The organism is Streptomyces sp. Ru62, assembly GCF_002920615.1.
Classification (GTDB): domain Bacteria; phylum Actinomycetota; class Actinomycetes; order Streptomycetales; family Streptomycetaceae; genus Streptomyces.
Genome location: NZ_PQSU01000003.1, coordinates 289,543 through 309,257, shown reverse-complemented (window position 1 = coordinate 309,257; position 19,715 = coordinate 289,543). Strand labels below are relative to the sequence as shown.

Annotated in this window: 23 protein-coding genes; 16 read left to right on the top strand and 7 right to left on the bottom strand. The window is 73.5% G+C overall.

Annotated features, from left to right (window positions below; translation table 11 throughout):
• Positions 1-56: 56 nt before the first annotated feature.
• From C3492_RS05845 to C3492_RS05830, 3 genes are all read left to right on the top strand, one after another.
• Positions 57-2,123, top strand: a complete 2,067-nt coding sequence (locus C3492_RS05845) for a SpoIIE family protein phosphatase (protein ID WP_103810648.1) — start codon at positions 57-59, stop codon at positions 2,121-2,123.
• A 215-nt stretch (positions 2,124-2,338) separates the two neighbouring features.
• Positions 2,339-4,252, top strand: a complete 1,914-nt coding sequence (locus C3492_RS05835) for an ABC transporter ATP-binding protein (protein ID WP_103810647.1) — start codon at positions 2,339-2,341, stop codon at positions 4,250-4,252.
• A gap of 37 nt (positions 4,253-4,289) precedes the next feature.
• Positions 4,290-5,021, top strand: a complete 732-nt coding sequence (locus C3492_RS05830; protein WP_103810646.1) for a bifunctional 2-polyprenyl-6-hydroxyphenol methylase/3-demethylubiquinol 3-O-methyltransferase UbiG — start codon at positions 4,290-4,292, stop codon at positions 5,019-5,021.
• Between the two features lie 73 nt (positions 5,022-5,094).
• Here the strand turns inward: C3492_RS05830 and C3492_RS45095 are convergent, their stop codons facing one another.
• A complete protein-coding gene (locus C3492_RS45095; RefSeq protein WP_219822061.1) occupies positions 5,095-5,307 on the bottom strand; it encodes a hypothetical protein in 213 nt (70 codons plus the stop codon).
• Positions 5,308-5,333: 26 nt separating this feature from the next.
• Positions 5,334-6,176, bottom strand: coding sequence for an SDR family NAD(P)-dependent oxidoreductase (locus tag C3492_RS05820; protein ID WP_103810645.1), 843 nt, complete (start codon positions 6,174-6,176; stop codon positions 5,334-5,336).
• A 74-nt stretch (positions 6,177-6,250) separates the two neighbouring features.
• On the opposite strand from C3492_RS05820, the gene C3492_RS05815 reads away from it, so the two are divergent.
• Complete coding sequence (locus C3492_RS05815) at positions 6,251-6,715, top strand: MarR family winged helix-turn-helix transcriptional regulator (protein ID WP_258055515.1); 465 nt, start codon at positions 6,251-6,253, stop codon at positions 6,713-6,715.
• Between the two features lie 109 nt (positions 6,716-6,824).
• Here C3492_RS05815 and C3492_RS05810 read toward each other — a convergent pair whose 3' ends face one another.
• Both C3492_RS05810 and C3492_RS05805 read right to left on the bottom strand, forming a co-directional pair.
• Positions 6,825-7,757, bottom strand: a complete 933-nt coding sequence (locus C3492_RS05810) for a LysR family transcriptional regulator (RefSeq protein WP_103810644.1) — start codon at positions 7,755-7,757, stop codon at positions 6,825-6,827.
• Positions 7,758-7,869: 112 nt separating this feature from the next.
• The gene (locus tag C3492_RS05805; protein ID WP_103810643.1) at positions 7,870-8,502 is read right to left on the bottom strand and encodes a TetR/AcrR family transcriptional regulator; all 633 of its coding nucleotides are present in this window, start codon (positions 8,500-8,502) and stop codon (positions 7,870-7,872) included.
• Between the two features lie 143 nt (positions 8,503-8,645).
• On the opposite strand from C3492_RS05805, the gene C3492_RS05800 reads away from it, so the two are divergent.
• From C3492_RS05800 to crcB, 4 genes are all read left to right on the top strand, one after another.
• Entirely contained in the window at positions 8,646-9,629 is a 984-nt protein-coding gene (locus tag C3492_RS05800; protein WP_374938326.1) for a phosphotransferase family protein, read from the top strand.
• A 206-nt stretch (positions 9,630-9,835) separates the two neighbouring features.
• Positions 9,836-10,327 (top strand): CrcB family protein, encoded by a 492-nt coding sequence (locus C3492_RS05795; RefSeq protein ID WP_181140220.1) that lies wholly within the window; start codon positions 9,836-9,838, stop codon positions 10,325-10,327.
• Positions 10,324-10,680 (top strand): DUF190 domain-containing protein, encoded by a 357-nt coding sequence (locus C3492_RS05790; protein ID WP_103810641.1) that lies wholly within the window; start codon positions 10,324-10,326, stop codon positions 10,678-10,680. Before C3492_RS05795 ends, C3492_RS05790 begins: the two co-directional genes overlap by 4 nt.
• The gene (gene crcB / locus C3492_RS05785; RefSeq protein WP_103810640.1) at positions 10,677-11,051 is read left to right on the top strand and encodes a fluoride efflux transporter CrcB; all 375 of its coding nucleotides are present in this window, start codon (positions 10,677-10,679) and stop codon (positions 11,049-11,051) included. The genes C3492_RS05790 and crcB overlap by 4 nt, the downstream gene beginning before the upstream one ends.
• Positions 11,052-11,073: 22 nt before the next feature.
• On the opposite strand, the gene C3492_RS05780 is transcribed toward crcB, so the two are convergent.
• Positions 11,074-11,451 carry a fic family toxin-antitoxin system, toxin component gene (locus C3492_RS05780; protein ID WP_103810639.1) on the bottom strand — a complete coding sequence of 126 codons (378 nt, stop codon included), beginning with the start codon at positions 11,449-11,451 and terminating at the stop codon, positions 11,074-11,076.
• On the bottom strand, positions 11,451-11,690 hold the full coding sequence (locus C3492_RS05775; RefSeq protein WP_030991631.1) for a hypothetical protein: 240 nt from the start codon (positions 11,688-11,690) through the stop codon (positions 11,451-11,453). The genes C3492_RS05780 and C3492_RS05775 overlap by 1 nt, the downstream gene beginning before the upstream one ends.
• A 773-nt stretch (positions 11,691-12,463) precedes the next feature.
• Here C3492_RS05775 and C3492_RS05770 point away from each other — a divergent pair.
• From C3492_RS05770 to rox, 7 genes are all read left to right on the top strand, one after another.
• On the top strand, positions 12,464-12,661 hold the full coding sequence (locus C3492_RS05770) for a hypothetical protein (protein ID WP_146075654.1): 198 nt from the start codon (positions 12,464-12,466) through the stop codon (positions 12,659-12,661).
• Between the two features lie 42 nt (positions 12,662-12,703).
• On the top strand, positions 12,704-13,384 hold the full coding sequence (gene nthB, locus C3492_RS05765; protein WP_103810637.1) for a nitrile hydratase subunit beta: 681 nt from the start codon (positions 12,704-12,706) through the stop codon (positions 13,382-13,384).
• A complete protein-coding gene (gene nthA / locus C3492_RS05760; RefSeq protein ID WP_103810636.1) occupies positions 13,381-13,980 on the top strand; it encodes a nitrile hydratase subunit alpha in 600 nt (199 codons plus the stop codon). The genes nthB and nthA overlap by 4 nt, the downstream gene beginning before the upstream one ends.
• Positions 13,977-14,345 (top strand): nitrile hydratase accessory protein, encoded by a 369-nt coding sequence (locus tag C3492_RS05755; protein WP_103810635.1) that lies wholly within the window; start codon positions 13,977-13,979, stop codon positions 14,343-14,345. Before nthA ends, C3492_RS05755 begins: the two co-directional genes overlap by 4 nt.
• Positions 14,346-14,665: 320 nt before the next feature.
• The gene (locus C3492_RS05750; RefSeq protein WP_103810634.1) at positions 14,666-15,661 is read left to right on the top strand and encodes a hypothetical protein; all 996 of its coding nucleotides are present in this window, start codon (positions 14,666-14,668) and stop codon (positions 15,659-15,661) included.
• Between the two features lie 65 nt (positions 15,662-15,726).
• On the top strand, positions 15,727-16,224 hold the full coding sequence (locus C3492_RS05745; protein ID WP_103810633.1) for a hypothetical protein: 498 nt from the start codon (positions 15,727-15,729) through the stop codon (positions 16,222-16,224).
• 200 nt (positions 16,225-16,424) lie between these two features.
• Positions 16,425-17,864: a rifampin monooxygenase gene (gene rox, locus C3492_RS05740; protein ID WP_103810632.1), complete on the top strand. Its 1,440-nt coding sequence runs from the start codon at positions 16,425-16,427 to the stop codon at positions 17,862-17,864.
• Between the two features lie 72 nt (positions 17,865-17,936).
• Here rox and C3492_RS05735 read toward each other — a convergent pair whose 3' ends face one another.
• Positions 17,937-18,923 (bottom strand): aldo/keto reductase, encoded by a 987-nt coding sequence (locus C3492_RS05735; protein WP_103810631.1) that lies wholly within the window; start codon positions 18,921-18,923, stop codon positions 17,937-17,939.
• A gap of 133 nt (positions 18,924-19,056) precedes the next feature.
• Between C3492_RS05735 and C3492_RS05730 the strand changes: the two genes are divergently transcribed.
• A complete protein-coding gene (locus C3492_RS05730) occupies positions 19,057-19,602 on the top strand; it encodes an EF-Tu/IF-2/RF-3 family GTPase (protein ID WP_103810735.1) in 546 nt (181 codons plus the stop codon).
• Positions 19,603-19,715: the final 113 nt, after the last annotated feature.

Below are 19,715 nucleotides of genomic sequence, written 5' to 3'. Positions count from 1 at the left end.
CCGCCCGGGACCGGGGCCTGGGCCGGGCGCCGCCGGCCGGTACAGGAGGCTCAGGGATGACAGCCGAATCCTTCCCGCCCGACGATGATCCGTACGGCGCCGAGCCGCCCCGGCGGACCAGCCTGCTGGACGTGCTCAGCGTGGCCGCGCTCGTGCTCGACACCGACGGGCGCATCGTGTTCTGGACCCCGCAGGCCGCGGAGTTGTTCGGCTACTCCGCGGACGAGGCACTCGGCAGACCGGCGGCCCGCCTGATCATCCACCCGGAGCACCTGCAAGCGGTCGTCAAGCTGTTCGCGGACGTCATGGAGACGGGCCGGAGCTGGGCCGGCGCGTTCCCCATCCGGCACAAGGACGGCAGCACGCGCCTGATGGAGTTCCGCAACATGCGGCTGCTCGACGACCTCGGGGACGTCTACGCCCTCGGGCTCGCCGCCGACCACAGTCTGCTCCAGCGCGTCGAGACCGATCTCGCCCTGTGCGAGCGGCTGATCAACCAGTCGCCGATCGGTCTCGCCCTCATGGACCCCGATCTGCGGTATCTGCTGGTCAACCCGGCGCTGGAACGGATCGACGGTATCCCCGCCGAGGACCACCTCGGCCGCCGGCTGCGGGAGACCCTGCCCTTCCCCGACGTCGACACCGTCGAGTCCGCGCTGCGCCAGGTGCTCACCACCGGCACCCCGCTGCTCGACCAGTACCACGTGGGCCGGCCCCGCTCGGACCCCGAGCACGAGCACGCCTGGTCCCTGTCCTTCTACCGTCTGGAGGACCCGAGCGGGCGGGTGCTCGGTGCCGCCACATCCGTCGTCGACGTCACCGAGCGGCACCGCGCGGCGGCCGAGGCGGACCGGGCCCGGCGCCGGCTGGCCCTGATCGCCCACGCCTCCACCCGCGTCGGCACCAGCCTGGAGGTGGAGCAGACCGCCGCCGAACTGGCCGAGATCGCCAGCCGGGAACTCGCCGACGTGGTCGCCGTGGACGTACTCGACTCCGCTCTGGCCTGCCGCCGCGTGCGCGCGCCGGCGGGCGGCCCGGAGCTGTTCCGCGCCCTCGCCCTGAGGGCGGCCCACCCCACCGTGGCACTGTGCGCGGCCGACGCCCCCGGTGACCTCGCCTCCTACGACGGGGACCGCCTGGTCACGCTCTGCGTGCACACCGGCCGGCCGGTCCTGGTGCGGCACGTCCGCGAACGCGATCTGCGGCGGATCGCCCGGGACGCCGAGGCCGCCGAGCTGCTCGCGCGCTCCGGTGTGCACTCGTACCTCGCCGTACCGCTGATCGCCCACGGCGAGGTGCTGGGCGCCCTCGACCTCAAACGCACCCGCACTCCGGACCCGTTCGACGAGGACGACGTCATCCTGGCCGGCGAGCTGGCGAGCCGTGCCGCCATCGCCATCGACAACGCCCGCTGGTTCCAGAGCGTGCGCAACACCGCCCTGACCCTCCAGCGCAGCCTGCTCCCCGACCATCCGCCGCACCACACGGGCCTGGTCCTGGCCTCCCGCTACCAGCCGGCGCAGGCCACCAGCGAGGTGGGCGGCGACTGGTACGACGTCATCCCCCTCACCGGCGACAAGACCGCCCTGGTCGTCGGGGACGTCATGGGCAACGGCATCGACGCCGCCGCCACGATGGGCCGGCTGCGCACCGCCACCTGCGCCTACGCGGACCTGGACCTGGACCCGGGCGAGGTGCTCCAGCACCTGGACAAGATCACCTGCGATCTGGAGCACTACATCGTGACGTGTCTCTACGCCGTGTTCGACCCGCACACGAGACAGTGCCGCATCGCCAACGCGGGACACATGCCCCCCGCGCTGGCCCGCGCCGGCGAGGACCCGAGGCTGCTCGACCTGCCCGCCGGTGCTCCGCTCGGCGTCGGCGGCATCCGGTTCGAGACCGCCACGGCCGAGCTGGGCCCCGGCGACCTGCTCGTGCTCTACACCGACGGCCTCGTCGAGACCCGGCAGCACTCGATCGACGACCGCTTGGACACCCTCCTCGGCTTCCTCGACGCGCCCGAGCGGCCCCTGGAGGAGACCTGCGACCTCCTGCTGCACGGCCTGCGGCACCCCGACGACCACGACGACGTGGCCCTGCTGGTGGCCCGGGCGCTGTAGGCACGGTCCGGAGAGGACACGGCGCGGCGGCACGCTCGGCGTTTCGGCCACCGGCCGTCGCGGAGCCGGTCCTTGCGCGGCAAGGGTCGGTGCATCCCGCATGCTCCGACGCGCGGGCGATCCCGGGGATCCGGGCCCGACCGAAACACATGTGTTCGAAATCCGGGCCCGGTCGTTGACCCTGACGAACCAGCCGCACGACCGTCAGGGGGACCATGTTGACTCCGGCCGGCACACAGGACGATCCGACGCCCGGCACCGGCGCGGCACAGAACGAGGAGTTCCTGTTCCGCGACACGTCCCGGCTCCGCGCGGGCGCGCAGATGACGACCGGCACGATGGCTCGGCGGCTGCCCGCGCTGGTCCTGCGCTCGCTGCGGATGGCGTGGCAGGTGGACCGCGCCGCCACGGTGGGGTTGCTGACGTGCCAGGTGGGCACGGGTGTGCTCGCCGCCCTGGGACTGCTCGCGGTCACCGGGACGATCACCGCGCTGATCTCCTCGGGCGACATCACCGAACGGCTGTGGCAGGCGGCCCCGCAGTTGGCCGTGATCGCGGCGGCGACCGGCCTGCGGGCCCTGCTGGGGGTCATCGTGACCTGGCTGACCGGGCGGCTGCGGCCGGTCCTGGCCCGCGCGGCGGAGCTGACGATGATCGAGGCCGCGCTCGGCGCCGAGCTGGCGGCGAACAACGAGCCCGGCTACAACGACTTCTACGACATCGCCGACCGCGGCGCCCAGGTCACCCCGGACCTGGTCGACGAGGCGCAGGACGTCCTGGCGGCCACGGCCACCCTCGCCGCCGGAGCGACGGTCCTCACCGTGCTGCACCCGGTCCTGCTGCCGCTGCTGCTCCTGGCGTGTCTGCCGCAGGCCGCCGCATATGTGCGTGCGGCGCGGGTGGTGTACCTGGCGGGGCTGGAGACCTCGGGGCGGCGCCGGATGCTGCACAAACTCCGCTGGCACATGGCCTACGCGGAGTCCAGCGAGGAGATGCGGGCCTGCCTGGCCGGACCGTTCCTGATCGGCCGGTACCGGCGCCTCGCCGCGTCCGTCAACGCGGCGGAGCGCGCAGCCGCGGACACCGGTGCGTGGATGGGGCTGGCCGGCGCGGTCGCCGGCGGTGTCGCGTCCGCCGCGGTGTGGGCCGCGCTGCTGTGGCTCCTGGCCTCCGGCCGCATGGACCTGGCGGCCGGAGGCGGCGCGGTCTTCGCGCTCCAGACGGCGACCGGCTCGGTGCGCGGCATCATCGACGGCGGGGCCCGGCTGGTACGCACCGGCTGGTACGTGCAGGACTGGCAGAACTTCCTCGACAACGCCCACGGGCAGGCCATGACGGCGTCCCGGGGCACCGGGACGCTGCCCGGGCCGCCGCAGCGTTTCGAGGTCCGTGACGTCAGCCACCGGTACGACGGTGCTCCGAGGGACAGCCTCAGCGGGGTGTCCCTCCGGGTGCGGCGCGGGGAGATCGTGGCGCTGGTCGGCGAGAACGGGTCGGGCAAGTCCACGTTGTCCCGTCTGCTCTGCGGCCTGCTGCTGCCCACGTCCGGCGAGGTGGCCTGGGACCACACGCGCACGGCGGACCTGGAGCCCTGGGAGGCGTGGAAGCATGTGGCGCTGGCCCCGCAGAAGTACACGTATCTGCCGCTGACCCTGCGCGACAACATCACCTTCGGGCAGGGCGACACCACGGACGCCGCCGTCCTCGCGGCCTGTGAGGCGTCCGGGGCGGCCGACATGCTGCCCGGCCTGCGGTCGGGGCTCGACACCCTGTTGACGTCGGAGTGGTTCGGTGGCCAGCAGCTCTCCGGGGGACAGTGGCAGCGCGTCGTGCTCACGCGGGCGTTCCACCGGCGGGCGGCCCTGCTGGTGATGGACGAGCCCACGGCCGCGCTGGACGCCCGCGCGGAACACCGCGTCTTCTCCGGCCTGCGCGACCTGGCCAAGGACCGCGCCATCCTCCTGATCACCCACCGCCTCGCCAATGTCGCCGTGGCGGACAGGATCGTGGTCCTCGACCAGGGACGGATCGTCCAGGAGGGGACGTACGCGCACCTGACCCGGGAGCCGGGCCTGTTCCGATCCCTGTGGCAGCTACAGCAGCGCAGCACCGAAGAGCCGCACCCCTGAACCCCTGACCACCGTCGAACCCGCCTTGGGAGCCACCGTGCTGGACATCGAACGCCGGACCCTCCTCGCCTGGAACGCCTACGGCACCCATCATCAGGCCCGCGGCACCGAGATCCCCGAGGCCGACCGGCTCTCCTGGGGGTACTGGCCCACCGCCGGCCCCGGCGAGGAAGTCCTCGGCGATCTCACCGGCCGCCGCGTCCTGGACCTCGGTTCGGGGACCGGCAAGTTCCCCGCCCACCTCGCACGCAACGGCGCCTGCGTCGACGCCGTCGAGGGTGCCCGTGCCCAGCACGAACGGGCGGTCGCCCGTTACGGCGGTCAGGCGGGCCTCCGCCTGATCCACGCCGACGCGGCCGAGTACCTGGGCGGGGCGGAGCCGTACGACGTCGTCTACTCCGTCCACGGCTTGCCGTACATCGACCCGCACCGCCTCCTGCCCGCCCTGGCGGGCGCGCTGGCACCGGGTGGCCGGCTCGTCTTCTCGGCCCTGCACACCAGCTCCGCCGGGGACGGTCCGTCGACCTCCGTCACCGCCCGGCCCGAGAGGCTGCCCCTCGCGGGAGGCGGCTCCCTGACCGTTCGGATGTGGGTGCTCACCCCCACCCTCTGGGAAGACCTCCTCGTCGACCACGGCCTCCTCGTCGACCGGATCGACGTCCTCACCGCCCCCGCCGACGACACGCCCCTGGCGTGCACGCTCGTCCGGGCCCACCGCCCTGACTCCCGGTCCGCCCCCGGAACGGGACCGGGACGCCTGCGGTCCTGAACGGACCGGGACGCCTGCCGTCCTGAACGGGGCGGGACGCCTGCCGTCCTGAACGGGGCGGGGACGCCTGCCGTCACAGGACGCCGCCCGCCTCGTCGTGGAAGACCTCCGGCCGGTACCGGTAGTCGTCCGGGGTCGCGGCGGAGGCGCGGGCGACCGGGCCGGCCGAGGCCAGCACCTCGATCATGGTGTCGGCGAGCTGGTGGTCGGGGAGCAGGTCACGGCCGGCCGGGTCGGGCTGCGGCTCGCTGATGGCGGCACGGCGGAGGCCGGCGGCGTCGGTCATCACGTGCAGCGGCTCGCGCCAGAACCTCAGCGGGCGAGCAACGACTCCGTTTCCGCCCACAGTTGCCGTTGGACGTCCTCGCCACGGCCGGGCTCGGGGCACCGCAACGGCTTGGCGTCGTGTACGGAGAAGTAGCCGCCGGTGGTGTGCGCGAACGCCGGATCGGTCGCCAGGCGGACGATGATGCCCGCGCCCCTGCGCGGGTCGCCGATCCTGAGGGCGTTCAGGACGCGCCGCAGCGCGGCGGAGCCGGGCAGGTCGCGGCCCAGACCGGTGGCGTTGAAGCCCGGGTCGCAGCAGTTCACCGTGACCTTCGTGGCGTCCAGGCGCCGGGCCAGTTCCTGGGTCCACATGATGGTCATCAGCTTGGTCCGGCCGTACAGGGCCATGGACGCGCGCCGCGTGTAGGGGGCGGTGTCCCGCAGGTCCGTGGCCGGCGCGATGCTGCCCGCCCTTCGGGACGCCTCGGAGGCGACGTTCACGATCCGCGCCGGACCGGACGCCAGCAGCGTGTCCGTCAGCGCCTGGGTCAGGGCGAACGGGCCGAGGTAGTTGACGGCGGTCATCTCCGCCAGCCCCTCGGCCGTGACGCGCTGGGCGAACGCGTGCAGACCCGCGTTGTTGACCAGTACGTCCAGCCGCGCATACCGCGCGGCGATCTCCCGGCCGGCCCGTCGGGCCTCTGCGACGACTCCGAGGTCCGCGAGGAAGACGCCGGCCCGCGCCGCACCTCCGGTAGCTTCCCCGAGCTCGGCGAGCAGGGCTTCGGCCCTGTGCGGGGACCTCGCCACGATGCCGAGGTCGTAGCCGCGGCGGGCGAGCTCCAGGGCGGCGATCCGGCCCAGCCCGGAGGTCGCGCCAGTGATCACAGCAACGGGACGAGTCACCGTTCCCCCACTCGTGAGGTACCTCATCAATCGTGTGTGGGACGATACCCGACGTCATGAGCAAGCACGAAACAGCGCCGCCCACCAGCCCCGACCCCGCGGACGTGGGCCTGCGGTTCCTGACCGTCGCCCACCAGGTCCGGACAGCGGTCGATCAGCACATGGCCGCGGCCGGCCTGTCCCTGGCCCGCACCAAGCTGCTACGGCTCCTCGCCCGGCGCGGCGCTCTCCATCAGGCCGAACTCGCCGAGGCGCTCGGTCAGGCGCCCCGCTCCGTCACACAGGCCGTCGAAGCCCTCGAACGCCTGCGGCTGGTCACCCGGACCCCCGATCCCGTGGACCGCCGGCGCAAGACCGTCACGCTGACCGAGCAGGGCCACGCGGCCCTCGCCGCCGGCGAGCAGGCGGGCGTCCAGATACTCCGGCGCATCTTCGGCGCCCTCGACGCCCGTCAGCTCACGCGCCTGGAACGACTCCTCACGGACGCCGACGAGGCCACCCGGCGCAGCGGCACCCGCTGACTCCTCGGCCCGGCATGCGGCGCCCGTGACCGGCGCCCCGGTCGAGCCCCCGGCACCGGTCCGAGGAAGGGACAGGGGCGGTGGACGCGAGGCCGCGCCCAGCCCTCCCTCACGGCGGCGACGACGGCGCGTCCACTTCGAGGGCCGCCGCGCGGAGGGCCGCCGCCACGCGGGTGACCGGGTCCGCCGGCGGATGGGGCAGCCGGGCCAGGAGCACGCGCCGCTGCTCCTGGGGCCCGCCGCGGACCGGGAGGACGCGGACGCCCGGTGGCGCGGCGGCGGCGAGGGCGGCCGGCACGGTGGTCAGCCCGCAGCCGGCGGCGACGAGGTGGAGCTTGGCGAGCCAGTCGCGCGCGGTGTGGGCGATCTCCGGCCGCTCGTCCAGGCCCGGCCACACACCCATGAGCTGGTCCTCGCCCGAGGAGGACCCCGCGATCCAGCGCTGCCCCCGCAGGTCGGCCACGTCGACGAAGTCGCCGCGGGCCAGCGGATGGCCGGCGGGCACCGCCAGACACAGCGCGCGTTCGGTGAGGGTTCGCACCACGAGCGGGGGCGACTCGGCGTCCGGCGGCCGGAACGGCGGCGCGGACGCGAGCAGGGCCAGGTCGAGGCTGCCGGCCCTGAGGGCGCGCACCAGCGCCGGGGTGCTGCCCTCCCGGCCGACGACCCGAAGACCGGGGTCGGTACGGCCCAGTGCCGTCAGCGCGCGCGGCAGCAGCACGGCGCCGGCGCTCGGGAACCAGCCCAGGCGGACCGTCCCGGCCTGCCCGGGCAGGCCCGACAACTCCCTGGCCGTCGCGTCGATCTGGTCCAGCACGACCGTCGCCCGCCGCATGACGACACGGCCGGCCGCGGTGAGCCGTACGCCGCCGCGCCGCCGCTCCAGCAGCTCGGCGCCCGCCGCCCGTTCGAGCGCGGCGATCTGCCGAGACACCGCCGACTGGGTGTAGCCCAGCGACGCGGCGGCCGCGGTGAAGGTCCCCCGCTCGGCGACGGCCCGGAGGACGCGCAGCGCGGTGAGTGACACATCCGTGAAATCCATGATGGGCCCGCATGCTAGCCGTGTCCGACTTGCGCCGGACTCATGGATGCGGCGTGCCGACTCATGTAATGGCGTACCGCCTCATGGATACGGCGTGCTCGGCGCGGTCGTGTCACGTCGCGGGGCGGACCGCCGGAAGGGCGGGGGTGCGCAGTAGCCCCAACGTCGTGTCGAGCGCCGCTTCCAGGTGTCCGATGGCGCCGGTCGCCATCAGGATGGTCACGCCGCCCTGCACCGCGGCCACGAGCGCGGCGGCCAGCCGGTCGGCGTCCAGCCGGCGGTCGGCCTGGCCGCTGTCCTGCATGTGCTGGATGCCGATGCGCAGCGCCGCCTGCCACTGCCTGACCAACTGGGCCGTGAGGGCCTGTGCGGCCGGAGTGGTGTGGCCGAGTTCGAGGATCAGCGTGCCGAGCGGGCAGTTGACGCCCTGCTGTTCGTACCGCCGTACGACCGCGTCCCGCCAGTCCTGCCAGGCCGACCACGTGGTCAGGTCGCTGAGGTGCGGTTCCTGGTCCTCCAGGACGCGTTCGGCCTCGCGGGCGGCCACCGCCAGCAGCAGTTCCTCCCGCCCGCCCGGGAAGTAGTGGAAGATCTGGCTCTTGCTGGTCGCGGTGCGCGCCCGGATGTCGTCGAGTGTCGTCCCGGCGACGCCCCGCTCGCGGATCTCCTCGGCCGCGCCCTCCACGATGCGGCGCCGGGTGGCCATGCCCTTGGGGGTCAGCCGCGGTGCGGTCCCACCACTCATGCTCGCGTGCCCTCCTCCACCCCACACTCTGGACTTGCCGGTCCATTTTAGGCGAGAGGGCGCGCGTCCTCCTCTCCGAGTCGCCACGCTTCCAACGCTCCCGTACAGTGCGCGAGTTGACGTGACGGAGGGACGGGCGGGACGTGGCACCCAGGGCAGTGACGCGCGAGCGGTTGGCAGGTGCGGCGCGGGCCGCGCTGGGCGGTGGGCGACGGCTGGAGGCGGTCGAGCGGCTCGCGGGCGGCAGCAAGAAGGGCGTGTACCGGCTGGTGATGGACGACGCGTCGACGGCGGTCGCGTATGTGTGGGACCACGGCGAGAACTACTGGCCGGCGGCCCCGGGCGACGACGACCTCACCGACCCGTTCTCGCCCGGTCTCGGGCTGGACCTGTTCGAGGCCGCGCACGCGCGGCTGGACGCGCTCGGCGTCCGTGTCCCGGCGATCCGCCTGACCAAGCGGGCCGGCGTGCACGGCCCGTCCGATCTCGCGGTCGTGGAGGACGTCCGGGGGGAGAACCTCCAGCACCTCATGGCGCGCGACCCCCGCGCCGCCGCCCCGGTCCTGGACCGGCTCGGGGAGGCGCTGGAGGCGATGCGGCGTCACCGGGCGCCCGGTTACGGCAAAGTGGCCGTGGTCGACGGCGGGGGGACGTCACGCGGGACGTCGTGCGAGGGGGTCGTCCTCGCCCGCGCGCTGCGGGACCTCGCGGAGGCCGCCTCGCGTGATCCGCGGATCGACGCGGCCCGCGTCCGGCTGGAGGAGCGGCTGCGGGACCTGGCGGGCGCGGTGCGGCCCCGCCAGCGGTACGCGGTCGTCCACGGCGAGCTGGGACCCGACCACGTGCTGGTCGACGCGGACGGCCACCCCGTGGTGATCGACATCGAGGGCACGATGTACTTCGACATCGAATGGGAGCACGTCTTCCTGCGGATCCGCCTGGGCGACGCGTACGGGCCGCTGGCGGTGGCCGGCCTGGACGGGGACCGGCTCGCGCTCTACCTGCTGGCGCAGCGGCTCTCGCTGACGGCGGGGCCGCTGCGGCTGCTCGACGGGGACTTTCCCGACCGGGCGACGATGGCGGGCATCGCCGAGCACAACCTGCGGGCGGCGCTCGACCTCTGCTGACCCCCCGACGCCGCTCCACGGCAGCCGGCGCGACGGTGCTCCGTGCCCCCGGTTACCCTGGTCACCGACGGCAGCCCGGAACAGGCGGTCGCGCGGCGGTGGGGCTCGCCGCACCCGAACCGCGGCATCGACGCCGCCGACAGTCCCTGCTTGTGAGCGCACGCGCCCGCATGCCGGGCGGCCGCACGAGTAGGAGACGCGCGTCCATGACAGCTCCCCGCGATCAGACCACGGAGCCCACGGTTCCCGGCGTCACACCGTCGGCGCCCACGCGACGCCGCGGACTCGCCGACGGGCAGGCGCCCGTGATCGCGGTCGTCGCGGCCGGCGGCGCGCTGGGGGCCATGGCCCGCTACGGCGCCTCCCTGCTCTGGCCGACCGCACCCGGCACCTTCCCCTGGACCACCCTGGTGGTGAACGCGGCCGGCTGCGCGGTGATCGGTGCCTTCATGGTCGTCATCACGGACGTGTGGGCCGCGCACCGGCTGGTGCGCCCCTTCTTCGGCACCGGCGTCCTGGGCGGCTTCACGACCTTCTCCACCTACAGCGTCGACATCCACCAACTGGTGCAGGGCGGCCATGCCCGCACCGGCCTGGCGTACCTGGCCGCCACCCTGTTCGCCGCGCTCGCGGCCGTGTGGCTCGCGGCAGCGGCCACCCGCGGCCTGATCTCGTGGAGGACGAGGAGGACGAAGTGACACGGCTGCACGGCTCCGCGCTCCGCCTGACCATCTTCGTCAGCGAGGGCGAGACCTTCCATCACAAGCCGCTCTACAACGAGATCATCCACCGCGCGCACGAGGCCGGGCTGGCCGGCGCGAGCGCCTTCAAGGGCATCGAGGGCTATGGCGCCTCCTCCCTGATCCACACCAGCCGCCTTCTGTCGCTCAGCGAGGACCTGCCCGTGGCGATCGTCATCGTGGACGACGCGGCCCGCGTCCGCGCCTTCCTTCCCCGACTGGACGAACTGGTCACGGAGGGGCTGGTGATCCTCGACGAGTGCGAGGTCATCCACTACGTCCGACAGGACAGGGAGAAGCAGGCGAAGTGAACTGGCTCCTCGTCATCGCCGGTGCCGTGGTCGGAGCGCCGCTGCGGTACCTGACCGACCGCGCCGTACAGGCCCGGCACGGCACCGTCTTCCCCTGGGGCACGTTCGTCGTCAACGTGACCGGCTGCCTGGTCCTGGGCGTGCTGTCCGGTGCCGTGACCTACGGCGCCGCCTCCCACTCGGTGCACCTTCTGCTCGGCACCGGGTTCTGCGGCGCCCTGACCACGTACTCGACGTTCTCCTACGAGACGCTGCGGCTGGCCGAGAGCGGCGCCAGGTTCTTCGCCGCCGCCAACGTGATCGCCAGCGTGGTGACCGGCCTCGGTGCCGCGTTCATCGGCGCCGCCATCGCCCAGGCGATGTGGTCCTGAACGCGACGGGCGGACGTGGCGGTCAGGTCGCCCGGGGCCAGGTGCGCAGCAGGGCGGCGATCCCCGGTGCGGTGCACTGGGGATCCCGCAGGAGGTCGCGCAGGGCCACGGCGTCGTCGCGGGTGGGCTTGACCGGGATGCCGGAGGCTTCCAGGTACATCACGCCCGTCGCCGCCGCGACGGCCATGTTGGAGCGCTCCAGCCAGCGGCAGCGCCCCAGGATGTGCACCAGGGCGGCGGCCCGGGCGAAAGGACCGTCGTAGACGGGTCGCTCCAGCAGTTCCGCGCGGTGGCAGGCGACAGCGGCCACCGGCACGCCGTAGTCCTCGGGGGCCGGGTCCCGCGCCCCGGCCAGCTCCGCGACCTCAAGGATCCAGGGGACGTCGATGTACAGCTCCATCAGGCCGCGTGCACGCCCGGGGTGCCCCGGTCCGCGTCCTCGGCCGCGTCGAAGACGGCCTGGTGCTCGTCGAGGAACCGGCGGGCCGCGTCCATGCCGCGCTGCCGCAGTCCGCCGGTGTCGTCCCGTACGAGGGAGGCGATGTAGTCGCCGACGCTCAGGCCGCGGTCCCTGGCCCGGGCCCGGGCCAGTTCCGCGATCTCCTCATCGACGCGCGCGCCCAGCTGTGTCTTCGCCATACCTCGACGGTAACAGCTGTTACCACGCTGGGGGCAGTTTTTCCGGAAACCGGCGAACGCACGCCCGCAGGAGACCACTCCGCCGCCACCGCCACCGGCCCTGGGGAGCGGCTTGCGCGCACCCCGTCCGGCCGGATCGGTGATCGCCACGGCAGGGATCGGAGACCGACTGGTGCGGGAGAGCGGCGGCACGGTGCGTGAGGAGGAGCGGCGACCGGTGCGGTGGCGGCGTCGCGCGGTGTTCGCGGGCGTGGCCGCCGCGGCGGCCGGCGCCATGGCCTTGGCGTGCCGTCGCCGCGCACGACGCCAAGCCCTGGTTCAACCGCCCCCTCCCGCTCGGCGCTCCTCGGCACCTTGAGGGCGGAGGGCGACGGGGGCGGGCAGGTCGAGTTCGCCGCCGAGTGGCCGTTTCCCGGCGGCCGGTGCGCCGGTCGGTACGCCGTCGGGCGCGGGGCTAGCGGGCACGGGGCGGTGGTCGCTCGACGCCCGCGGCAGGTCGGTGACCCTCCGGCCGGACCCTTCCCCGCAGGACACGGCCCCGGACCCGGCCCTGTCGGTCGTCCGCGCCGCCGGCCATGTGCGCCTGTGCGTCCCTTCCGAGTCACCGGGTGTGCTGTGTGACGTTCTGCTGCGGCTCGCCGAGCCGCAACGGTGACGCGGGCACGGGCACAGAGCCGACCCGGTGATGAACCTGGCACCGCTGCCCCGAGGCCCCCACGAAGGAGCCCCCATGCCGCATCCACCCCTGTCCCGCAGCCGGCGACTCCATGGCGGTGGCGGGTCGTCGGCCGCGTGACGCCGCCGTCGCCGTCACCGCCGTCGCCCTCGCCCTGCCGGCGCTGCGGGCGACGCTCGGCGCCACGTTCGGCCTGCTGGGCGAGCGGGCCACCCGCCGCTCCCCGCGCACGGCACCCCGCGGCGGATTCACCGGGGTTCGCACCTCGCCGATCGAGCCATTCGCCCCAATGTGATCGAAAATGGCCCTTATCAGGCATATGCACGAGAGGTCACCCATGGACGGCATCGCCGATATGGGGGGCACCCCGGGATGGGGCCCCCTTCACCCACCGAGGGCCGATGAACCGGTCTTCGAACAACCCTGGCAGGGCCGGGCGTTCGCCCTGGCGCTCCTTGCCAGCCGCATCGCGTGCGGCGGCTACAACGCGGACGCCTTCCGCCATGCCATGGAGCGCCTCGACCGGGCCGCCTACCTGGACGACGGCTACTACGGGCGCTGGCTCAACGGCGCGGAGCTGATGCTCACCGAAAGCGCCACCCTGGCTCCGGACGCGATCGACGCCCGCGCCCGCAATCTGCGGGGCGAGCACGTCGAGGAGCCGCCCGTCCCGGCCCCGCGGCCCGACTACGCGCCGACCGCGGCGCCGGTAGGCGCCGGCTCGCTGCGCACCGTCGACACCGACCCGGCCTTCACCGCCGGAGAGCGGGTGCGCACCAGGGACATGCCAGTGCCCGGCCACACCCGGCTGCCGGCCTACGTGCGCGGACACGTCGGTGTCGTCGAGCGCGTCCAGCCCGCCTCCGTGCTGCCGGACACCAACGCGCACTTCCTCGGCGAGAACCCGCAGCACGTCTACTCCGTGCGGTTCGACTCGCGCGAGCTGTGGGGCGCCGACGCCGCACCCTTCGCCCTCACCGTCGAGATGTACGAGAGCTATCTGGAGCGAACCTCATGACCACCACCAGCGGAACGGGCGACCGCCTTCCCCCCTCCCTGCGCACGGAGGCGCTGGAGCAGCTGCTCACGGAGCGGGGTCTGATCGACCCGAAGGTGATGGACGGGATCATCACCACCTACGAGACCCAGGTCGGTCCGCTCAACGGCGCCAAGGTCGTCGCGAAGGCGTGGACGGACCCGGAGTACCGGCGCCGGCTGCTCAAGGACGGCACGGCGGCCATCAAGGAGCTGGGCTTCTCCGGGGCGCAGGGTGAGCACATCGTGGTGGTGGAGAACACGGCGACCACCCACCACGTGGTGGTGTGCACGCTGTGTTCCTGCTACCCGTGGCCGGTGCTGGGCCTGCCGCCGAGCTGGTACAAGGACCCCGCCTACCGTTCGCGCGTGGTCAAGGAACCGCGCACCGTACTGTCCGAGATGGGACTCGACCTGGACGACGACGTCCGCATCACCGTCCACGACTCCACCGCCGAGGTCCGCTGGCTCGTGCTGCCCGAGCGTCCGGCCGGAACCGAGCACCTGTCCGAGGAGGAGCTCGTGCCTCTGGTGACGCGGGACGCGATGGTCGGCGTGGCGAAGGTGGCGGCACCGTGAGCGCGCCGCTGGAGATCGAGGGGCCGGCCGCACCGCCGCGCTCCAACGGCGAGCTGGTGTTCGCCGAGCCGTGGGAGAGCCGCGCCTTCGGCATGGCCGTCAGCCTGTACGAGGCGGGCGCGTTCACCTGGCCCGAGTTCCAGGCCGCGCTGGTCGCCCGGATCACCGCCTGGGAGTCCACGGCGGCGCCGGACGAGCCCTACGACTACTACCGGCTCTGGCTCGCCGCCCTGGAGGACGTCCTCACCGGCCTGTGCGCCGTGACACCGGAGGAGGTCACCGCGCGCGCCGGAGCGCTGGCCCAGCGCCCTGCCGGCCACGACCACTCCGACGACCACTCCCCTCCGCATCCGCATCCGCACTGAGCCGCCGTGGCCGTGGCGGCACGTCTGCACAGCGGCACGGCGGCACGGCGGCACTGCGGCACGGCGGCACGGCGGCACTGCGGGAACGGCGGCACGACGGGAACGGTCACCGCACGTCCGGCCGGCGTCACCGCGGCGATGCGTGCCCGGTGGTCGTTCCCCGACGTCTCGACGGTCTCGCGCCCGTTCCCCGCCCCTGACAGGGTCTCCGCTCTTGCCACCACCAAAATAGGAGCATATGCTCGTAAGCCAGGTCGCGCCCTGTGCGGCCCCATACATGCCCCCGCACACTCCCCGACCCACCGTCAGAGAGCCTCATCATGGAAACCCCCGCCCCGGCCGGTCACACCGCCGTCCACCGTCGGCCGCCGGTCAGAGCCTGGCTGCAACCGGCCCTCATCGCCCTGATCGTCGTTGCGGCCTTCGTCAGCTGCTACGTGGGGCTCCAGCGCGACCCGCAGCCGCACCACGTCCCCCTCGCCGTCGCCGGTACCGACCTGCCGGGCGAGATGCACCGGGCACTCGGCGACAGCGTCGAGGTGCGCCCCGCCGCCGACGCCGACGCGGCCCGCCGGGCCCTGGAGCACCACGACGTCGTCGCCGCGCTCAGCAGCGACGGTCCGGGCGAGCTGCGCCTGGAGGTGGCGGGGGCCAACGGCACGTCCACCACAGCCGCCGTGAAGTCCCTCGTCGGCGCCTACGCCCAGGGGGCGGGCATGCGCGTCAGCACCGAGGACGTCCGGCCGCTGGCCCACTACGACGCCCGCGGGCTGGCCGGCTTCTACCTGGCCTTCGGCGTCACCCTGGCCGGTTTCGTGCTCGGCTCGAACGCCGTCGGCCTGGCCGGTCTCCTCCGTCTGCGCCACCGGTTCTGGCTGCTGACCGGCGCCTCCGCGGCCATCGGCACCGTGGCCGCGATCATCGCGGGGCCGGTGCTGGGAGCGGTTCCGGCACCGGTCGTCCCACTGATCGCCACCCTCGCCCTGCTCGCGGCGGCGGCCGCCTTCACCACCAAGCTGCTCGGCACCTACCTCGGCCCCATCGGGCTGCCGGTCGCCACCCTCCTGCTCCTCACCGTCGGCAACGCCACCAGCGGTGCCACCATCGGGGCGGACCTGCTGCCCGCCGCGGCCCGGGCCGTCTCCGCGCTGCTGCCACCCGGCGCCGCGGTCCGCGCCATCGCCGACCTCAGCTACTTCCACGGCGCGCACGCGGCAGGACCCGTCATGACGCTGGCCCTGTGGGCCGTCGTCGCCGCGGTGCTCCTCGTCCCGCGTGGCCGCCGGGCACGGCGGCGCGCGTTCGCCACCGCCTGACTCCGCCGCCCCTGCCGGGGCGGTCGGCCCCACTTCACAGTCCCCTGAACAGAAAGAGCACACAGATGCCGGACATCACCGGAACACGCAGGGCGCGCTACCTGCTGGCCGCCGCCGGAGCCGCCGTGGCCGTCGCCGGCGGTGCGGCGCTCGCACCGTCGGCGTCGGCGGACGCGACCGTCGCGAGGCCGCACGCGACAACCTTCGAACTGGTCGGCCAGCAGACCTCGTCCGGGGACGTCGATCTGGGCGAACCGGGCATCAGCGTGGGCGATCAGCGGATCGTGCACGAGGACCTCTACCGCGACGGCGAGAAGGTGGGCGATCACAGTTCGGTCTGCACCTTCACCCGGGTCAGCCCGGCCGCCCTCCAGTGCATCGGCACCTTCGCGCTTCCCGAGGGGCAGTTCAGCGCGCAATCGCTGCTGCACCTGCCCGCCCCGTCCTCCGTCGACGTCGGCATCACCGGCGGCTCGGGCGCCTACAGCACCGCCCGGGGATTCGTCCGTACCGTTCCCGCGGGCGCCACCGAGCGGCACTTCACCGTCCGTCTCCAACGCTGAGGCGACGGGGCCCGGCCCGGGTGGGAGAAGCCGGCACACATGACCCGGCATATATGACTCGGCCCACATGACAAAGGCAAGGAGGTCACCCACTCCTTGCCACTCTCAACATATAGCGCACGGGGGGCCTTGCGGCAAGGCCCCCGTGGTGTTGCAGAATCTCCGGCCTCGACCAGAACCTGCGGAAATGGGGGGCCTTGATGATCGACGTGCTGGTGGTCGGCGGCGGACCGACCGGCTTGATGCTGGCCTGCGAACTGCGGCTGCACGGCGTACACGTGGTCGTGCTGGAGAAGCTGACCGAGCCGGCCGCGCAGTTCCGCGGGCGCGGTCTGCACGCGCGCAGCGTGGAGATCATGGACCAGCGCGGCCTGCTCGACCGGTTCCTGGCGGCCGGTGAGAAGTTCCGCGTCGGCGGGCTCTTCGGCGGTGTCATCAAGCCGTGGCCGGAACGGCTGGACACGGCCCACCCGTACGGCCTCGCCATCTCGCAGCAGGCCACCGAGCGGCTGCTGAACGAGCGTGCCCTGGAAGCCGGGGCCGAGATCCGGCGCGGCCAGGAGGTGGTCGGGCTGAGCCAGGACGCGAACGGGGTGACGGCCGAACTGGCCGACGGCACGCAGCTGCGCTCGCGGTACCTCGTCGGCTGCGACGGCGGCCGCAGTACGGTGCGCAAGCTGCTCGGCGTCGGCTTCCCCGGTGAGCCCTCCAAGGTCGAGACGCTGCTGGGTGCCATGGAGGTGACCGAGGATCCGGAGACGATCGCCGCCGTCGTCGCGGAGGTCCAAAAGACCCAGCTCCGGTTCGGCGCCATTCCCGACGTGGACGGGAACAAGGGGGTGTACCGCATCGGCGTCCCCGCCGAGGGGGTGGCCGAGGACCGTACGACCGCGCCGACCCTGGAGGAGTTCAAGGCACGGCTGCGGGCGGTCGCGGGCACCGACTTCGGGGCACACACACCGCGTTGGCTGTCCCGGTTCGGTGACGCCACCCGGCAGGCCGAGCGCTACCGGGTCGGCCGGGTGCTGCTGGCCGGCGACGCGGCGCACATCCACCCGCCGACCGGGGGGCAGGGGCTCAGCCTCGGCGTCCAGGACGCGTTCAACCTCGGCTGGAAACTGGCCGCCGAGGTGGCCGGCTGGGCGCCGGAGGGCCTGCTGGACAGCTACCACGCCGAACGGCATCCGGTGGGCGCCGCCGTACTGGACAACACCCGTGCGCAGATGACGCTGTTGGGGACCGACCCGGGTGCGACCGCGCTGCGGGAACTGTTCGGCAGGCTGATGGACTTCGAGGAGGTGAACCGGTACGTCACCGGGATCATCACCGCCGTCGACGTCCGCTACGACCTCGGGGAGGGGCACGACCTGCTCGGCCGGCGTCTGCGGGACGTCCCGCTGAAGCGGGGCCGCCTCTACGGGCTGATGCACGGCGGCCGGGGCCTGCTGCTCGACCAGACGGGCCGGCTCTCGGCGGCGGGCTGGGCGGACCGGGTCGACCATGTCGCCGACGTCAGCGAGGAACTGGACGTGCCCGCGGTCCTGCTGCGGCCGGACGGCCATGTGGCCTGGGTCGGCGAGGACCAGCGGGATCTGCTCGACCACCTGTCCCGGTGGTTCGGCGCCGCCGTGGGTCGGTGAGCGGGCGGGTGCGGCCACCGGCGCGTCCCGCGCGCGAGCGGCGCCGCCCGGCAGCACCCGGCCCTGCCGGGGTCAGCGGTTGACGAAGGTGAGGCTGGTCGCGTCGTAACGGCTGCCCGCGATGAGCTCGGGCGGGGCCGCGGCCTCGATCGCGGCGATGTCCTCGGCGGACAGCTCGACGTCCAGCGCCGCCAGGTTCTCCTCCAGGTACCGCTGCCGCCGGGTGCCGGGGATCGGCACCACGTCGTCACCCCGGTGCTGCAACCAGGCCAGGGCGAGCTGGCCGACCGTGACGGACCTGGCGGCGGCCAGCTCCTCCAGCTTGGCCACGATCGCCAGGTTCCGTTCGAGGTTGCCGTCGGCGAACCGCGGCTGGCCGCGCCGTACGTCGGTCTCCGCCAGCCCGGCGACCGAGCTGTAACGGCCGGTCAGAAAGCCGCGCCCGAGCGGTGAGAAGGGGACCAGACCGATGCCGAGTTCGCGGCAGACCGGGACGGTCTCCGCCTCCAGGTCCCGGGTCCACAGCGACCACTCGCTCTGCAGCGCGGAGATCGGGTGGACCGCGTGCGCCCGCCGGACGGTTTCCGCGCCGGCCTCGGACAGCCCCAGGTACCGCACCTTGCCGGCCCACACCAGCTCGGCCATGGCCCCGACGGTCTCCTCGATCGGTACCCGCGGATCGACCCGGTGCTGGTAGTAGAGGTCGATGTGGTCGACCCCGAGCCGGCGCAGGGATGCCTCGCACGCCTGGCGCACATAGGCGGCGTCGCCGCGGATCAGGGTGGGCTCGCCCAGGCGGTTGGCGAAGCCGAACTTGGTCGCCAGCACCACTTCGTCACGCCTGTCGGCGACGGCCCGCCCGATCAACTCCTCGTTGTGCCCGGCGCCGTAGAAGTCGGCGGTGTCGAGGAGGGTGACCCCGAGGTCCAGGGCGTGGCGCAGCGTCGCGACCGACTGCGCGTCGTCCGCGGCGCCGTACCCGTGGCTCATGCCCATGCAGCCGAGCCCCTGCGCGGAGACCGCCAGTTCGCCCAGGTACCGGGTGGGGACGTCGGTCATGCTGCTGCCTCCTGCACTCGTCGGACCGTTCACCTGGGACGCTAGGTACTGGAGTGCGCTCCATGTCAAACGAGACCGGTCCGCAGGGCCGTGAGGGGGAGCATCGGTGAGTGCCGTGGAGAAACCGTTCCTGATGCCTGTCGAGGACGTGTTCCGCCGGGGCCGGCTGATCATGCCGACGGGCCGGATCGAGCGGGGTCGGGTGCGCGAGGGCGACGAGGTGGAACTCGTCGGCTTCGACGGCGCGACGGCGCACGTCACCGGCATCGACGCGGGCGAGCCGCCCATGGACGAGGCGTGCGCGGGCATGAACGTGGGACTGCTGCTGCGCGGTGTGACGGCGGGAGCGGTCGAGCAGGGACAGGTGCTCGCGGCACCGGGCTCGGTCGCCGCGCACGCCGGCTTCGCCGCGGACATCATCCTGCTGCCCGAAGTACACGGGGGCGCCGAAGTACGCACGGGTGAGCGGCTCCAGTTCCACGTCCGCACCGCCGTGGTGTCGGGCGTGGTCACGTCGATCGAGGACACGGAGGCGCTCCAGCCGCTGCACCAGGGCGCGGTGACGGTCGCGCTCGAACGGACCGTCGCCCTTGAGGTGGGCCAGTCCTTCGCCTTCCGTCACCACGGTCGTGCCGCCGGCTCCGGAACCGTGACCCGGCTCCCGCGCGGAGCCGCATGAGCGGAGCCACAGCCCCTGGCCCGGGAACTCCTCGTTGCCGAGCCCGTCCCACGACGCCTGCGGTGCCTCGCCTCGTACGGCGATCGAGCCGGTGGCCGAGTCCATCGCCCGGC

Excerpts from the sequence above, each read along its gene's own strand:
- C3492_RS05845 (WP_103810648.1), top strand. The coding sequence starts at position 57 with ATGACAGCCGAATCCTTCCCGCCCGACGATGATCCGTACGGCGCCGAG.
- C3492_RS05835 (WP_103810647.1), top strand. The coding sequence starts at position 2,339 with ATGTTGACTCCGGCCGGCACACAGGACGATCCGACGCCCGGCACCGGC.
- C3492_RS45095 (WP_219822061.1), bottom strand. The coding sequence starts at position 5,307 with ATGACCGACGCCGCCGGCCTCCGCCGTGCCGCCATCAGCGAGCCGCAG.
- C3492_RS05815 (WP_258055515.1), top strand. The coding sequence starts at position 6,251 with ATGAGCAAGCACGAAACAGCGCCGCCCACCAGCCCCGACCCCGCGGAC.
- C3492_RS05810 (WP_103810644.1), bottom strand. The coding sequence starts at position 7,757 with ATGGATTTCACGGATGTGTCACTCACCGCGCTGCGCGTCCTCCGGGCC.
- C3492_RS05805 (WP_103810643.1), bottom strand. The coding sequence starts at position 8,502 with ATGAGTGGTGGGACCGCACCGCGGCTGACCCCCAAGGGCATGGCCACC.
- C3492_RS05795 (WP_181140220.1), top strand. The coding sequence starts at position 9,836 with ATGACAGCTCCCCGCGATCAGACCACGGAGCCCACGGTTCCCGGCGTC.
- C3492_RS05780 (WP_103810639.1), bottom strand. The coding sequence starts at position 11,451 with ATGGAGCTGTACATCGACGTCCCCTGGATCCTTGAGGTCGCGGAGCTG.
- C3492_RS05775 (WP_030991631.1), bottom strand. The coding sequence starts at position 11,690 with ATGGCGAAGACACAGCTGGGCGCGCGCGTCGATGAGGAGATCGCGGAA.
- nthB (WP_103810637.1), top strand. The coding sequence starts at position 12,704 with ATGGACGGCATCGCCGATATGGGGGGCACCCCGGGATGGGGCCCCCTT.
- nthA (WP_103810636.1), top strand. The coding sequence starts at position 13,381 with ATGACCACCACCAGCGGAACGGGCGACCGCCTTCCCCCCTCCCTGCGC.
- C3492_RS05750 (WP_103810634.1), top strand. The coding sequence starts at position 14,666 with ATGGAAACCCCCGCCCCGGCCGGTCACACCGCCGTCCACCGTCGGCCG.
- C3492_RS05745 (WP_103810633.1), top strand. The coding sequence starts at position 15,727 with ATGCCGGACATCACCGGAACACGCAGGGCGCGCTACCTGCTGGCCGCC.
- rox (WP_103810632.1), top strand. The coding sequence starts at position 16,425 with ATGATCGACGTGCTGGTGGTCGGCGGCGGACCGACCGGCTTGATGCTG.
- C3492_RS05735 (WP_103810631.1), bottom strand. The coding sequence starts at position 18,923 with ATGACCGACGTCCCCACCCGGTACCTGGGCGAACTGGCGGTCTCCGCG.
- C3492_RS05730 (WP_103810735.1), top strand. The coding sequence starts at position 19,057 with ATGCCTGTCGAGGACGTGTTCCGCCGGGGCCGGCTGATCATGCCGACG.